The 15,374-nt window shown below is 37.8% G+C and carries 17 protein-coding genes; 16 read left to right on the forward strand and 1 reads right to left on the reverse strand.

Annotated elements, in window-relative coordinates; all coding sequences use genetic code 11:
* Positions 1–151: 151 nt before the first annotated feature.
* The 16 genes from QPK98_RS13565 (at position 152) to QPK98_RS13640 (ending at position 14,484) form a co-directional block, all read left to right on the forward strand.
* A complete protein-coding gene (locus tag QPK98_RS13565) occupies positions 152–823 on the forward strand; it encodes a ferredoxin reductase domain-containing protein (protein ID WP_310994003.1) in 672 nt (223 codons plus the stop codon).
* Between the two features lie 35 nt (positions 824–858).
* Positions 859–1,314 carry a carboxymuconolactone decarboxylase family protein gene (locus tag QPK98_RS13570; protein WP_310994004.1) on the forward strand — a complete coding sequence of 152 codons (456 nt, stop codon included), beginning with the start codon at positions 859–861 and terminating at the stop codon, positions 1,312–1,314.
* 63 nt (positions 1,315–1,377) lie between these two features.
* The gene (locus tag QPK98_RS13575) at positions 1,378–2,091 is read left to right on the forward strand and encodes an SDR family oxidoreductase (protein ID WP_310994005.1); all 714 of its coding nucleotides are present in this window, start codon (positions 1,378–1,380) and stop codon (positions 2,089–2,091) included.
* Between the two features lie 96 nt (positions 2,092–2,187).
* Entirely contained in the window at positions 2,188–2,493 is a 306-nt protein-coding gene (locus tag QPK98_RS13580) for a hypothetical protein (RefSeq protein WP_310994006.1), read from the forward strand.
* Positions 2,494–2,497: 4 nt separating this feature from the next.
* A complete protein-coding gene (locus tag QPK98_RS13585) occupies positions 2,498–2,962 on the forward strand; it encodes a hemerythrin domain-containing protein (RefSeq protein ID WP_310994007.1) in 465 nt (154 codons plus the stop codon).
* 190 nt (positions 2,963–3,152) lie between these two features.
* Complete coding sequence (gene ric / locus QPK98_RS13590) at positions 3,153–3,884, forward strand: iron-sulfur cluster repair di-iron protein (protein WP_310994008.1); 732 nt, start codon at positions 3,153–3,155, stop codon at positions 3,882–3,884.
* 154 nt (positions 3,885–4,038) lie between these two features.
* Positions 4,039–5,253 carry a hypothetical protein gene (locus QPK98_RS13595; RefSeq protein WP_310994009.1) on the forward strand — a complete coding sequence of 405 codons (1,215 nt, stop codon included), beginning with the start codon at positions 4,039–4,041 and terminating at the stop codon, positions 5,251–5,253.
* A gap of 123 nt (positions 5,254–5,376) precedes the next feature.
* Positions 5,377–7,785, forward strand: coding sequence for a heavy metal translocating P-type ATPase (locus tag QPK98_RS13600; RefSeq protein WP_310994010.1), 2,409 nt, complete (start codon positions 5,377–5,379; stop codon positions 7,783–7,785).
* A 57-nt stretch (positions 7,786–7,842) separates the two neighbouring features.
* Complete coding sequence (gene ccoS / locus QPK98_RS13605) at positions 7,843–8,049, forward strand: cbb3-type cytochrome oxidase assembly protein CcoS (RefSeq protein ID WP_310994011.1); 207 nt, start codon at positions 7,843–7,845, stop codon at positions 8,047–8,049.
* A 33-nt stretch (positions 8,050–8,082) separates the two neighbouring features.
* On the forward strand, positions 8,083–10,284 hold the full coding sequence (gene ccoN / locus QPK98_RS13610) for a cytochrome-c oxidase, cbb3-type subunit I (RefSeq protein ID WP_310994012.1): 2,202 nt from the start codon (positions 8,083–8,085) through the stop codon (positions 10,282–10,284).
* Positions 10,285–10,286: 2 nt separating this feature from the next.
* A complete protein-coding gene (locus QPK98_RS13615; protein WP_310994013.1) occupies positions 10,287–10,484 on the forward strand; it encodes a CcoQ/FixQ family Cbb3-type cytochrome c oxidase assembly chaperone in 198 nt (65 codons plus the stop codon).
* Entirely contained in the window at positions 10,481–11,377 is an 897-nt protein-coding gene (locus QPK98_RS13620; protein ID WP_310994014.1) for a cbb3-type cytochrome c oxidase N-terminal domain-containing protein, read from the forward strand. The genes QPK98_RS13615 and QPK98_RS13620 overlap by 4 nt, the downstream gene beginning before the upstream one ends.
* A gap of 67 nt (positions 11,378–11,444) precedes the next feature.
* Positions 11,445–12,866, forward strand: a complete 1,422-nt coding sequence (gene ccoG, locus QPK98_RS13625; protein WP_310994015.1) for a cytochrome c oxidase accessory protein CcoG — start codon at positions 11,445–11,447, stop codon at positions 12,864–12,866.
* A 141-nt stretch (positions 12,867–13,007) separates the two neighbouring features.
* The gene (locus QPK98_RS13630) at positions 13,008–13,454 is read left to right on the forward strand and encodes a FixH family protein (RefSeq protein WP_310994016.1); all 447 of its coding nucleotides are present in this window, start codon (positions 13,008–13,010) and stop codon (positions 13,452–13,454) included.
* A gap of 109 nt (positions 13,455–13,563) precedes the next feature.
* On the forward strand, positions 13,564–14,301 hold the full coding sequence (locus tag QPK98_RS13635; RefSeq protein WP_310994017.1) for a sulfite exporter TauE/SafE family protein: 738 nt from the start codon (positions 13,564–13,566) through the stop codon (positions 14,299–14,301).
* A 12-nt stretch (positions 14,302–14,313) separates the two neighbouring features.
* Positions 14,314–14,484, forward strand: coding sequence for a hypothetical protein (locus tag QPK98_RS13640; RefSeq protein WP_310994018.1), 171 nt, complete (start codon positions 14,314–14,316; stop codon positions 14,482–14,484).
* A 261-nt stretch (positions 14,485–14,745) separates the two neighbouring features.
* Here QPK98_RS13640 and QPK98_RS13645 read toward each other — a convergent pair whose 3' ends face one another.
* The gene (locus tag QPK98_RS13645) at positions 14,746–15,372 is read right to left on the reverse strand and encodes an SCO family protein (RefSeq protein WP_310994019.1); all 627 of its coding nucleotides are present in this window, start codon (positions 15,370–15,372) and stop codon (positions 14,746–14,748) included.
* Between the last annotated feature and the right edge of the window lie 2 nt (positions 15,373–15,374).

The raw sequence follows: 15,374 nt of genomic DNA on the forward strand, positions 1-15,374 counted from the left end.
ATACCGAAAATCCGATTATTTTTACCTAATCCCTAAAGCGAATAATCGGATTTTCTCCAGTCGGATGGACTTCAGGGCGTTGTATTTTTAAATGGAACATTGAAATCAATGCTAGAATAAACTAGAGCTTAATAAATTAAACTATAGTATTATGAAAAATGAACCCGTTAAAATTAAATCAATCCAGCATATTACCCACGACGTATTGCAGATTGTTACCGAAAAACCCTTTGATGCCGATTTTACGCCTGGTCAGGCCACTGAAATTTTCATCGATAAAAAAGGATGGCAAAACCAAGGAAGACCGTTTACATTTACGTGCCTGCCAAAAGACGACCATCTTGAATTTACAATTAAAGCTTACCCTGATCGAAAAGGAGTAACCAACGAACTGCTTAGTTTAAAAGCAGGCGATGGGTTAATTGTTAATGATATTTTTGGAGCTATTGAATATAAGGGCGATGGTGTTTTTATAGCCGGTGGAGCAGGAGTAACGCCTTTTATATCTATACTTCGCGATTTAAACGAAAAAGGCAATCTAGGAATAAACAAATTGGTTTTTGCCAATAAAACTAAGGCCGATATTATTCTTAAAGGTGAATTTACTGAAATGCTGGGAGATAACTTTATCAATATTCTTTCAGACGAAAAAACAGAAGAATACGACTACGGACAAATTTCAGAAGATTTTATAAAATCGCACACCGACCATTCAGGAAGCTATTTTTACTTATGCGGCCCACCACCGATGATGGATGCCGTTGAAAAGCAATTGGCAAATTTGAATGTGCCTACTGATAGAATTGTAAAAGAGGAGTTTTAAAAAACCTTGATGTTCATGGTCTAAAAAAACACATTATGTCTAAAAGAAGATTGGATTATAACAAAACTGACCCCAACGCCATAAAAGGAATGTTGGAGCTGGAAAAATATGTAGTAGAATCAGGGCTTGAAATAAGTCTATATGAACTGGTAAAACTCCGCGCCTCACAAATTAACGGCTGTGCGTATTGTATAGACATGCATGCCAAAGATGCACGCAAGGCTGGAGAAACCGAACAACGCTTGTACACATTATCGGCTTGGCGGGAAACCTCCTTTTATTCAGAACGAGAACGTGCTGCCTTAGCATGGACGGAAGCAATGACCTTAATTTCTGAAAATGATATGGACGATTCACTTTATAACGAGGTTCAGAAACATTTTAGTGAAAAAGAGCACTTAGCACTCACTATGGCAATTGTTGCTATAAATGGTTGGAATCGTTTGGCTATTGGTTTTCGGAAAGAACCGGGGAGCTATAAACCTGGGTAATTATGAATTTGGAATAAATGAAATAGTTGTTTTATAATGAATTTTTAGAAGAAGCGCATTAATATGGAATTACATAAAAAAATAGCGATAGTAACTGGAGCCAGCAGTGGTCTGGGAGCTGCAATTTCTAATGCCTTGGCAGAAGCTGGTGTTAAAGTTTACGGACTTGCCCGGAACGAAAATAAGCTTCAGGAAATTCAAAAGCGTATCGGACGTGATTTTATTCCGGTTAAGTTGGATATTACAGAAGCTAAGGTCGTAAAAGAATGGTTAAAGGAAACTTTTTCAGAGCAAGCGATTCCTGATATATTGGTGAATAGTGCGGGTGCAGGTTCCTTCGGGAAAATTGACGAAATGCCTTCCGAAGCATGGTATAAAATGATCAATGTTAATTTAAATGGCATGTATTGTATTACTTCAGAAGTTGTAAAGCTTATGAAGTTGAAAGAAGCGAGCACGCATATTCTAAATATTGGTTCTATTCTAGGGATTACAACGCGCGCTGAAGGTGCAGCCTATTCGGCCACAAAATTCGGAATAAGTGGTTTTAGTGAATCGCTTTTTAAAGAGTTAAGAGGCGATAATATTAAAGTTACTTGTTTAAATCCAGGTTCTATTGATACCGGTTTTTTTAAAAGTTCTGGAATACAAGCACACGGAAATATGTTGCAGGCAGAAGATATTGCTTCAACCATAATACATGTTCTTAAAACGCCAGACAATATGTTGATAAGCGAAATGACCCTTAGACCGCTCAATCCAAAAGCTCCTGAATAATTTGCGACTTGAGAGGGTAGGCAATAGAAGTCTCAAAATCTATTATCTAAAACCTCAGGTCTTTTAAAAAAAGAATCATTTTTTAAATCTATATAAATGGGCTATATTCAACGTTTTCTCGCATTTTTTCGGAAGAAGCCGAAAGAAGAACCCTTAGCAGAAATTAGTGAGGAGTCTGGAGAAAAAAACTGTCCGTTTTGCTGGGGATATCAGGAATACGACGATAAAACCCGATTGATGCGCAAGGACAAGGAAATAGACGTTAAAAACCATAAAGATAAATATGTAAAAGTTGGTAAGTTTATGGTAGAGCATGTTGACGGATTTAAAAACAAAAAGCGAATCGTAGAACGCTGCCCAAAATGTGGTGGCAAACGCATAAAATATAAAGAAACCTCTTAAATTTATGGAAAAGAAAAAACCAATAAAACGGCATGAAGCCTTAAAACCCCTAAGCAGGCAACATCATTTTGGATTATTGTTTAGTTGGAAACTCCGCAAAGGTTTTCAGAAAGAAATTGAAATAGGACGTATGCAGGAGTACGCAAAATGGTTTTATGAAAACGAAATAAAACCTCATTTCAGGGATGAGGAAAAATATGTTTTCCCTATAATGAAAGAGGGCGATGAACTGGTTGAACGCGCATTAAAGGAGCATCGCCGTATAAAACGCTTGTTTCACAATACAAAAGACCCCGAAAAATCCTTGCATCGGTTGGAGGAGGAGCTCGACGCCCATATCCGTTTTGAGGAACGGGTGCTTTTTAACGAAATACAAAAAGTAGCTACACAAGCCCAATTAGAGAAAATTGAAGAGATCCATAGTGATCTAGAAAAAACTCCGGATTATGAGGATCCTTTTTGGGAATAGAAGCTATAAATAATAAGCTTTATTTGTAACAGCATGATACTTTAAAACACATAGTCATAGATTATTAGAGTTTTAAAATTTAATTTCTGACAAAAATGTCATTATTATGATTTAAGTCATAAAATAAGTCGGTTATTCTGCTGTAATTTGCAAGACAAAATAATTAATAAACTATAAAACTATAGATATCATGACAACACTTCAAGAACGTACCGTAGCCGATGTGGTTACCGAAAACATAAAGGCCGCACATATATTCAAGAAACACGGCATAGACTTTTGCTGTGGTGGAGGGATTAGTATTGCAAAGGCTTGTGAAAAAGCAAAAGTAGATCCTACAGCCTTAGAACAGGAATTGGTAAACCTGGATACCGTGCCAGATCGTGCTTCCAATTACAATAGCTGGAAGCTAGATTTTCTAACTGACCATATTATAAATGTACATCATCAATATGTAGAGGAAAACAGCCCCTTGCTTTTGCAGTATTCAAAACGTGTAAATCACGTACACGGACATCATTACACCGAACTTGCCGAAATTGAAGCTTTGGTAACACAAGTAGTTCAAGCAATGGCAGCACACCAAAAGAAAGAGGAATTGATTCTCTTCCCATTTATTAAAAAATTGGTAAAGGCCGAACGTGAAGGCACCGAAGTACCACCAATTCATTTTGGAAGTGTTGAAAACCCTATTACCATGATGGAGGACGAGCATGAAGAAGCCGGTGAAATTATGCGAAAAATTGCCGAACTAAGTAGCAATTACACTCCGCCACAAGGGGCTTGCAACACCTACCGCGCTTTTTATGCCAAGTTAGATGAGTTTGAACAAGATCTTCACCACCATATCCACTTAGAAAATAATATTCTTTTCCCTAAAGCATTAAAACTGGAAAAGGAATTAAAGAAAGTTACTGATTAGATGTTAATGTCTAATTGGCATAAGTAAACCCAGTACGAGTTTACTAGCCCCAAATCTAGATTTTAATTTGATTGGTTTTTAGAACAGTTTGGAAGATTGACAACTTTGAATGTTTGCAGTCAATCTCCGAACTGTTTTTTTGTAATTTTGCAGCTTGGTTAATTTAAAAAAACATATTGGTATTGCCTTAGCCTACTTTTTGGTTGTGGCATTGATGGGTATTTTACTTCGGTTTTACTTGGTAACCGATTTGCCTATCAATTATAAGTTTTTACTTCATGCACATTCGCATACCGCCCTTTTAGGATGGATTTATTTAGGTTTGACAAGTCTGATCTATAAAGTTTTTCTTGCCGAAGCACAAAAACCAAGACTCTATAAACGTATTTTTCTGGTCACCAATATCTCTATTCTTGGGATGATCTTTACGTTTCCTTTCCAGGGATACGCGCTTTACTCCATTATATTCTCAACCCTATTTTTATTTGCTTCGTATTGGTTTGCTTGGTTCGCCATGAAATATATTCCTGCGCACTTTAAAGAACGCCTTTCATGGAAGCTTGTAAAAACATCTTTGTGGTATCTTTTGCTTTCCAGTATTGGTCCGTGGGCAATAGGCGGGGTAATGGCAACCTTGGGGCCAGAGTCTATTTGGTACAAGACTTCCATATATTTTTACCTGCATTTTCAGTACAACGCCTGGTTTATCTTGGCATTCCTGGGAATCCTCTTTTATATTCTTGAAGAAAAAGGTATACGCTTTAATCGCGAAAAATTTAAATCCTTTTTCCTGCTTTTTAATTTTGGGCTCATCTTTACGTTCTTTCTTTCGGCACTGTGGTTTGTTCCGCCGAAAATTTTCTATGTCCTTGGTTTAATTGGAGCCATAGCCCAAATTCTTGCTTTTTATGAACTTTACTGTATTTTGAAGGGAAATTTTTACCAACTAAGGCAGAGTTTTGCACCGCGAGCGTTTTTCCTTTTAAAAATAGCAGGCGTTTTACTAATTGTAAAACTCTTTATGCAACTTCACTCCGCATTTCCTTATATGGCCAGCTTGGCTTTTCAACTAAAAGATTTCGTAATAGGTTATTTGCACCTAGTATTCCTTGGTGTGGTTGTAACAACCATGCTGGCAGTCTTACATTATTTTAAACTCATTAAGATTCCAAATAGCTTTCTCTGGATTTTCCTGTTTGCATTTGTTACTACCGAGCTTCTTATTTTCTATAAGCCTATGGCGCTTTGGTTAGGGCTTCCTTTTTTTAAAGACTACTACCTCTATCTTGCTTGTTTAAGCTGCTTTTTCCCCATTGCAATAGGAATTTTATTTTTTAAACACGTAAAAAGTATATATCTTTCTGCCTAAGCTTTTTAAATTTATATGATGCTTAGTGTTTAAATTGAAATTAACTGCTGATAATTGTCATTGATAAATGAAGCAGGTTTTGCAATATTTGCACCAGAAATAATGAGCAAATTTTTTTAATTGATGGTAAATTGTTTCCATTGTGGCGATGCGTGTTTAGATGTAGAAATTAAGCATGATGAAAAATCATTTTGTTGCCACGGCTGCAAAACGGTTTACGACATTCTGCACGATAGCGATTTAAGCTATTATTACGATCTTGAAAAATCGCCAGGTATTTCACCACAAGAAATAGCAGGGAAGTACGATTTTCTGGAGAATGAAGCTATAGTTGAAAAACTGTTGGAATTTGACGACGGCAATATGCAGATTGTTTCGTTCGTAATTCCTTCAATCCATTGCAGTAGCTGTATTTGGATACTCGAGAATTTAAACAAGCTAAACCCCGCGGTAAAATCATCGCAGGTTAACTTCCCTGAAAAAACCATCAGAATTTCTTTTTCTTCTGAAGAAATCTCCTTAAAAAATTTGGTTGTTCTTTTAAGCCGAATTGGTTACGAACCCTATATTTCACTTGAAGATTCAGATAAAAAAGATAAAAATATTGACCGTAGCTTGGTCTATAAATTAGGAATTGCCGGTTTTGCTTTTGGGAATGTGATGTTTCTATCGTTTCCCGAATACTTTGAACATTCCGAATTTTGGCTGGATCAGTTTAAGCCTTTTTTCCGCTGGCTGATGTTTGCATTTTCACTACCCGTTGTTTTTTATTCGGCAAGCGGATATTTTACTTCGGCCTATAAAGGACTTCGTTCTAAAATCTTAAATATAGACGTGCCAATAGCATTGGGGGTCGCCGTTCTTTTTATACGCAGTACCATAGATATTGTTATGGATCTGGGCACTGGGTTTTTTGATAGCCTAACGGGGCTCGTTTTCTTTTTGCTTCTAGGCAAGTTCTTTCAGCAGAAAACCTATAGCTACCTTTCGTTTGAGAGAGATTATAAATCGTACTTTCCAATTGCTGTTACGCGACTTTTTAAAAATTCTGAAGGAAAAACCCTTGAGGAACAAGCTGAGGTTTATCAAGTTGAAAAAGGAGACCGGTTAATTATTCGGAACAACGAAATCCTCCCAGTTGATGCAATTCTGATTAAAGGAAATGCATTGGTAGATTATAGTTTTGTTACGGGTGAAGCGGAGCCTATTTCAAAACAAAGCGGCGATAAACTTTTTGCCGGAGGAAAACAACAAGCAGGAATTATTGAAGTAGAGGTGCTAAAACCCGTGTCGCAGAGTTATTTAACTCAGCTGTGGAGTAATGATGTTTTTAGCAAGGATCAATCGGGTGTTTTTGAATCCTTGACCGATAGTATTAGTAAGCGGTTTACCGTAACCCTGCTTTCCATCGCATTTATAGCTACTGTTTTTTGGTTGGTGGTAGATCCTTCAAAAGCTTTTAATGTGTTTACGGCGGTACTCATTGTTGCTTGTCCTTGCGCCATTGCCCTGGCAGCACCGTTTACCTTGGGTAATGTGTTGCGTATCTTCGGAAGGGAGAATTTATACCTAAAAGAAGCTTCGGTAATTGAACAAATGGCGAAATTGGATACCGTCGTTTTCGATAAAACAGGAACCCTAACCACCAATACGAAAAATCTGATTACATACGAAGGCGTAGCGCTTTCTTCAGAAGAAAAACAATTGCTTACCAATACGCTTAGAGCTTCTAGCCACCCGTTGAGCCGTTCGCTATACAGTATTCTCGAGAAAAATGAAATTCAGACTTTAGATGAGTTTGAAGAAGAAGTAGGTAGAGGGATTTCGGCAACGTATAACGATAATTCCATTAAAGTTGGATCATACGAATTCGTTGGTTCTGAAGCTGCTGTAGCTGAAGTTAAGAACAAAACTACTGTTCATATTAGTACCAATAAAGTTTATAAAGGCTGCTATGTTTTTAACAGTGAATACAGAGCGGGTGTGGCCGATATTTTTAAAGAATTAGAACGCGATAAGGAAGTAATTGTGCTTTCTGGAGATAATGAGGGGGAGCGTGAAAGGCTAGAGGGGATGCTTCCAAAAGATGTAAAATTACACTTTAATCAAAAGCCTGATGACAAGTTAAATTTTATAAAAAACCTTCAACAGCAAGGAAAGCGCGTATTGATGATTGGCGATGGGCTTAATGATGCGGGAGCATTAAAACAGAGCGACGTTGGCTTTGTAATTTCAGAAAATACCAATGTATTTTCCCCAGCCTGTGATGGTATTCTTGACGCATCTAAGTTTGAGAAAATTTCAGATTACTTAAATTTTTCACAGCGTGGTGTACGCATAATAAAGTGGGCATTTTTATTATCGTTGTTTTATAATTTAATAGGAATATCGTTTGCGGTTACTGGGCATTTACGTCCTGTTGTAGCTGCTATATTAATGCCCTTAAGCTCTATTAGTATTGTTGTTTTTACAACCCTTGCAACCCAATATATAGGGAAGAAATTAAGAATGAATATAAATAAGGAATATTGATAAATATCATACTTTTATGATCTTTGCAATAATATTTTTGAGAAATAAAATTCAGGTATGACTATAATTTACATGCTTCTGGCACTCAGTCTATTCGTAGCGATCATCTTTTTTACGCTATTTGTTTTTTCAGTAAAAAAGGGACAGTATGACGATACCTATACGCCATCGGTGCGAATGTTATTTGAAGATGAACTGGTAAAAGACGATTCGCAGACAAAAAATGAAACTTCAAAACCTGAAACTTCAGACCATAAAAACTAATAACCAATCCAGATAAATAATCCAATTACCATTATGCAAACAGAACAGTTTTATTACGACAATCAGATTGTCAAAAAATTTGTCTATGCCACCATTTTTTGGGGGCTTATAGGTATGAGTGTGGGCTTACTGCTGGCCTATATGTTTATGTTCCCTAATATGACGGATGGCATTTCATGGCTTAGTTTTGGTCGTTTGCGACCTTTACATACCAATGCCGTGATTTTTGCCTTTGTTGGGAACGCTATTTTTGCAGGAGTTTACTATTCTAGTCAACGTTTGTTGAAAGCGAGAATGTGGAGCGATTTTTTAAGTAACCTTAACTTTTGGGGATGGCAAGCAATTATTGGTGCAGCAGCCATTACGTTACCGTTAGGTTATACCACTTCAAAAGAATATGCCGAATTGGAATGGCCCATAGATATTGCCATTGCAGTTATTTGGGTGGCTTTTGGTATCAACTTGATTATGACTATGGTTAAACGCCGTCAACGTCACCTGTACGTTGCACTATGGTTCTATTTAGGAACATGGGTAACTGTTGCAGTTTTGCATATTGTAAATAGTATGGCAATTCCTGTAACCGCCCTAAAGAGTTATTCAATGTACGCTGGCGTGCAAGATGCGCTTGTACAATGGTGGTATGGGCATAATGCGGTTGCGTTTTTCCTTACTACGCCTTTCCTTGGGTTAATGTATTATTTTGTACCAAAAGCAGCAAATAGACCGGTGTATTCTTACCGACTTTCAATTGTTCACTTCTGGTCCTTGATATTTATTTATATCTGGGCTGGTCCGCACCACTTGCTATATACCGCACTTCCAGAATGGGCCCAAAACCTTGGGGTTGCCTTTTCTGTAATGCTTTTGGCTCCATCTTGGGGTGGTATGATTAACGGGCTGTTGACCTTGCGAGGCGCCTGGGATAAAGTACGAGTAGATCCGGTTTTAAAATTTATGGTTGTAGCCATTACGGGTTACGGGATGGCAACTTTTGAAGGCCCCATGCTTTCACTTAAAAACGTAAATGCAATTGCCCACTTTAGCGATTGGATTATTGCCCACGTTCACGTTGGTGCCCTAGCTTGGAACGGTTTCTTGGCCTTTGGTATGATCTATTGGTTGGTACCACGCTTATTTAAAACCAAGCTGTACTCCATACCTTTAGCCAACGCACACTTCTGGATAGGTACGCTGGGTATTATAATGTATGCCTTGCCTATGTATGTTGCCGGATTTATGCAGGCTTCTATGTGGAACCAGTTTAACCCAGATGGAACGCTTACCTATGGAAACTTCTTAGAGACGGTAACTCAGATTATGCCAATGTATTGGATGCGTGCAATTGGTGGAAGCCTTTATATTGCAGGAGCCTTTATCTTGCTTTATAATATGGTTATGACGGCAAGAAAGGGTAGCAAAGTTACAGATGAATTAGCCGAAGCTGCACCACTTACCCCAGTTACAAAAAGACAGACTTCAGGCGAAGGCTGGCACACTTGGTTGGAGCGTCGTCCTGTTAAATTAACGATTTATGCTACAATTGCAATCCTAATTGGAGGGATGGTTCAGATTATTCCTTCGCTTATGGTTGACGATTATGTGCCTAAAATCTCTACAGTAAAACCCTATACGCCTTTGGAGTTGGAGGGACGCGATATATACATTCGTGAAGGATGTGTAAACTGCCATACCCAAATGGTACGGCCGTTTAGAAGTGAAGTAGAGCGTTATGGAGAGTATTCTAAATCTGGTGAATTCGTTTACGACCACCCATTCCTTTGGGGAAGTAAACGTACCGGTCCAGACTTACACCGCGTGGGTGGAAAGTACTCAGACAACTGGCACTTTAACCACATGTACGACCCACAAAGTACATCTTCCGGATCTATAATGCCTTCTTATAAATGGCTGATTACTTCAGAATTGGACAAGTCTGATACCGAAAGTAAAATGCGCGCACTTTCAAATATTGGTGTTCCTTATACCGATGCTGAAATTGAAAGAGCACAACAATGGATGGACGAACAAGGAACCGAAATAGAAAAGAACCTATACAGCGATCCCGACTTTGTAACTACCTATGAGGCCGATAAAAAATATGCCGAAGACAACGGAGAGGATTTTGTAGAAATGAGAAACCGTGAAATTGTAGCGGTAATCGCTTACCTACAACGACTGGGAACTGATATTAAAATAGAGAATGCCGATAATGCTTCGGCCCAAAACAATTAATTATGCTGAAGTTTATAAAAGGAAACCTTGAGAACATCGATAATGTTCAAATATATCCAATGATTTCACTTTTAATATTTTTCATCTTTTTTGTGGCCCTTTTTTACTGGGTAATCACGGCAAAGAAGAGTCATATTGCCGAAGTGAGCAACATTCCATTGGAAGACGATACTAACCATCAAAACGACGAAATACTATGAAAACCACAGCCTCATATTTAAGAGTCATCGGCTTTATGATTCTTGCCTTTTTTCTAATGGAATACATTGTAGATTCCGGAGAAACCTTGGCAATAATCAAATACCCAATTATATGGGCAGTCTTAGGAATGGTCTTTTTTCTTGCAATTGCTTTTGAAGTAATAGCAGCAACCCTACAACGAATTTTGTTTGCCAGTTTAGATCCAGAAGCACAATCGCGTTATGTAGCTGCGGAGGAGCAACGTAATGAAAGTCGTTTTGGATGGTTTAAGAAGAAGTACTATCAAATGCTTGATTCCAAACCTGTAGCAAAAGAGCAGGAGATTGTATTGGATCATAATTATGATGGTATTCGCGAATTAGACAATAACCTTCCGCCGTGGTGGAAGTATCTATTCTATGTTACAATAGTATTTGCAGCAGGCTATTTGGTGTATTATGAAGTATTTGATGGACCTAATCAAATAAATGAATACGAAACCGAAGTGGCACAAGCTAAGGTAGATATTGCAGAATTTAAGAAGAACAATAAAGATTTAATTGATGCAGAAAGTGTTGAGCTAATGACCGATGCAGCAGACCTTGCAGCTGGTGAAGCTATATACACTGCCAATTGTGTGGCTTGTCACAAAGCTGACGGAGGTGGTGGAATTGGGCCAAACCTAACAGATGATTATTGGATTTTGGGCGGTGGTATTAAAAATATATACCACACCATTAGCGAAGGAGGTCGTGCCGGGAAAGGTATGGTTGCCTGGAAGTCTGAACTTAAACCTAATGAAATGGCACAAGTGGCCAGTTATGTTATGAGCTTGCACGGAAATGAAACAGCTGATGGTAAAGAGCCAGAGGGCGACCTGTGGACCGAAGAAGACGCAACGGCAGAACTATAACTTTAATTATGATTGGAAACTCAAACTTAAGTTTGAGTTTCCAACCTAATCCTTAAAAGTAAAAAAAGTGGATACTCCAGAAAACGAAAGGTTTAGAGATAGTATTGGTACCATAAACGAAGAAGGTAAAAGAGCTTGGGTCTATCCTAAGAAGCCCTCAGGTAAATTGTATAAATACAGAAAATACGTAAGCTATATACTGCTTGCGTTTCTCTTTATTGCTCCTTTTGTAAAAATAAACGGAAATCAGTTTTTGCTGTTTAACGTACTGGAGCGCCGGTTTAACATCTTTGGTTTCCCTTTTTGGCCGCAGGATTTTTACCTGTTCGTGATAATGATGGTGATTGGGGTTGTTTTTATACTTTTCTTTACCGCTGCTTTTGGTAGAATTTTTTGTGGATGGATATGTCCGCAAACAATTTTTATGGAAATGGTTTTCCGAAGAATTGAATATTGGATTGATGGCGATAGGGGCGCGCAAATACGTTTGGACAAAGCACCATGGAATGCGGCAAAAATTAAGAAACGAGCCTTAAAATGGTCTATCTTTTTTATTATTTCGTTTTTAATAGCCAATATTTTTCTCGCCTATTTTATAGGAAGTGATCGGTTGATACAATATGTTTTTGAAGGCCCCTTGGAGCATATTAGTACGCTTATTTCTTTACTTATTTTTACAGGCGTCTTCTACTTTGTTTTTGCTTGGTTTCGGGAACAGGTATGTATCATTGCCTGCCCTTATGGACGGTTGCAAGGAGTGTTGTTAGACAATAAATCTATTGTAGTTGCCTATGACCACAAACGTGGAGAAAAAGAAGTAGGAAGAGCAAAATTTAAAAAGAATGAAGACCGTGAGGCTTCAGGAAAAGGTGACTGTATTGACTGTTTTCAGTGTGTTCACGTTTGCCCCACGGGAATTGATATTCGCAACGGAACCCAGTTGGAATGCATTAACTGTACAGCCTGTATAGATGCTTGTGATGCTATGATGGAGGCGGTAAACCTTCCGAAAGGATTGATCCGGTATGCCAGTGAAGAAAACATTGAAAAGAAAGCTCCTTTTAAATTTACACCGAGGCTGAAAGGCTATACCGCGGTATTGGTAATTTTAATTGGGGTGTTGAGCGGTCTATTGTTTTTAAGAAGCGATGTAGAGGCAAATGTTTTAAGGCTTCCTGGGCAGCTTTACGAACATAAGGAAGGTAATATAATTAGTAACGTGTTTACCTTTAAACTTCTTAATAAAACCACCCGAGATATTGAGGATATACGCTTTAAGCTTAAATCGCCTAAGGGGACTATCCATACCGTTAAGCAAGGCGAAATAACTGTTCCTGCACAGGATATGTTTGAAGGTACCTTTTTTATCGAAATAAATAACTCTGCTTTAAGTGGCGATAAAAATCGCGCCGTAATTGAAGTGTATAGTGGTAAAAATTTAATTGAAACAACGAGCGTTACCTTTTTAGGGCCGCGTAGCTATAATTAGGTTTCGATTAGCCTAAAGTGAAACAAAAAATAATCCTTAAAAAATGAAATTTATAGCTTGTCGATGTATTTCGCCAACGACAAGCTTTTAAGTAGAAGTAATAGCGAAACAGAATTATAAAAATAGTTAATAGACAATACAATGAAATTTAATTGGGGTACAGGACTGGCAATTTGGTTGGCACTTTTTATAGCCTTCATATTGTATTTTGTTATACGTATAAGCACTGATAAGAAATATGATTTCGACTTGGTTACGGAGGATTATTATAAAAAGGAAATGGTGTTTCAGAAAGAAATCGATGCTGAAACAAATGCCAATACATTAACAAGTAATATTTCTGGTAAAAAGATGGAATCGGGATGGATGTTGACATTTCCAGATAATATTGACTACTCCAAAGTTGAAGGTACTGTGTTTCTTTACAGGCCATCAAATAAAAAGCTAGATTTTAAACTTCCACTTAAACTCTCCAGCGCAAATTTATTAATACCAGACGAACAGATGCTAGCCGGCCGTTGGAATACAATCGTGCAATGGAGCTATAAAGGTGAGGACTACTTGTTTAAAGATAAAATTGTTTATTAACTTCCTTTATTTAAAGATAGAGTAGAAATGTGTTAGGAATTCCTAAATGCTGGAATGTTGCTAGATAGTAAACGAACACGGAACTTGAATTTTAATACGTAAACCTGAAATGCTTTTAACCGCTCTCATATTTGGATTATTAGGTAGTTTTCACTGTGTGGGAATGTGCGGACCTATTGCATTTATGTTGCCGGTAGATAGAAGTAACAACCTAAAAAAGATTGGACAGATATTTCTCTATCACTTTGGTCGTATTATGGCGTATAGTATTATCGGCTTGGCATTTGGATTGGTTGGTAAAAGCTTAAACCTATTTGGTTACCAACAACAGCTTTCCATTGCCATTGGCGTTTTAATGTTGTTGGTAATATTTATTCCGCAGAAAACATTCAACAAGTATAATTTTTCAAAACCACTTTTCAAAATTATTTCAAGAGTGAAGTCGGCACTAGGGAAGGAGCTTAAAAAGAAAACCCCCGATACGTTTTTGACCATTGGTTTTTTAAATGGTTTTCTTCCATGTGGTTTGGTTTATATGGCGGTTTTTGGGGCTGTTGCTTCCGGCAATGCAATACAGGGTAGCTTGTATATGGCTTTGTTTGGCATTGGTACCATCCCTTTGATGACATCGGCCATATATCTGGGGAATTTCTTAAATGCACAAGTACGTCAGCGTATTCGTCGTGCTATTCCGGTATTTGTAGTTATTATAGGTTGCCTGTTTATTGTTAGAGGTTTGGGGCTAGGCATTCCATATATATCACCAAAACCTGTAACAGAAACCGTGGACGCAAATGCAAATTGCGCTCCAATGGTTTTAGAAAATGAATCAATCAATAACCATTAAAATTATTAGAACATGACAAATTTAATTTTACCACTTGCAAATTGGGGTATGGGGACTGCAATTATTATTTTCTTTGCAGTACTGTGTGTAGCGCTAACTGCTATTGTGCTTGCCTTTGTACTGGGCGGAACCAAGAAAAAGAAAGATGAAGACATTACCTCTGCCGATTCTGATAATGTATAAAGTTTCTAGGCTGCGAACATTTTAAACCTATTTCATAGATCAATTTTACCAGTTGCGTTGTTAGCACATTAATTTCTGTCCTGGTATGCTTTTCTATTATTGTAGCAAATATTCTTTATATGAAGAATGGTTAAAATCGAAAGAAGAAGGAACACAGCAAGAAAATGGATAACGCGTAGAAAAGAGGATAGGTTTTAATGAAAAAAGAAGTATAGCAAGGAGTTTCCTTACTATACTTCTTTTTTAGTTAGTCTTTTCCTTTTACTGAGCCAGATCTATAATAGCCTGAACGGTTTCCTTATTGTTTACACCAAGGCCTTCTTGTTGATGGGCTAATTCGCCACCTTGGTCAAAAACACTTATAATATTTGAGTGAGAGAAGTCCATGGGCGAAATTTTCTTGTAGTTAACCGCCAATACTGCGGCAAATTCACGTGTATCTTCTTCTGTTCCGCGTAGAAAAAGCCATTGGTCATCTTCCATGTCGTTTTCTTTTGCAAACTCGGTTAAGCGTTTTGGGGTATCTGTTTTAGGGTCTATACTTACAAAAACAAATTGAACATCGTCCATTTTGTCTTTTGGAATCTGTTTTTCAATGTTCCGCATATCGGCAACTAATCGAGGGCAGGCAGCTTGGCACGAGGTGTAAATCATAACCATTGCCAAAACCTTTCCCTGTAGATCCTTGAGTTCAATCTCATCACCGTCTTGGGTTGTCCAATGGGAGGGGAGATTGTATATTGACATATCCGAGATGGCTGCAGTTTCGGTTTTTTCTGTTTTACTGGCAGCTGCGGTTTCACTATCTGAATCTTTTTTTGAAGCATCATTACACGAAATAGCAAGCATTGCCATTACTGCAAAAACATATTTGAGTTTATTTTTCATAT

The sequence above is a fragment of the Aequorivita marina genome (assembly GCF_031631895.2).
Taxonomy (GTDB): domain Bacteria; phylum Bacteroidota; class Bacteroidia; order Flavobacteriales; family Flavobacteriaceae; genus Aequorivita; species Aequorivita marina.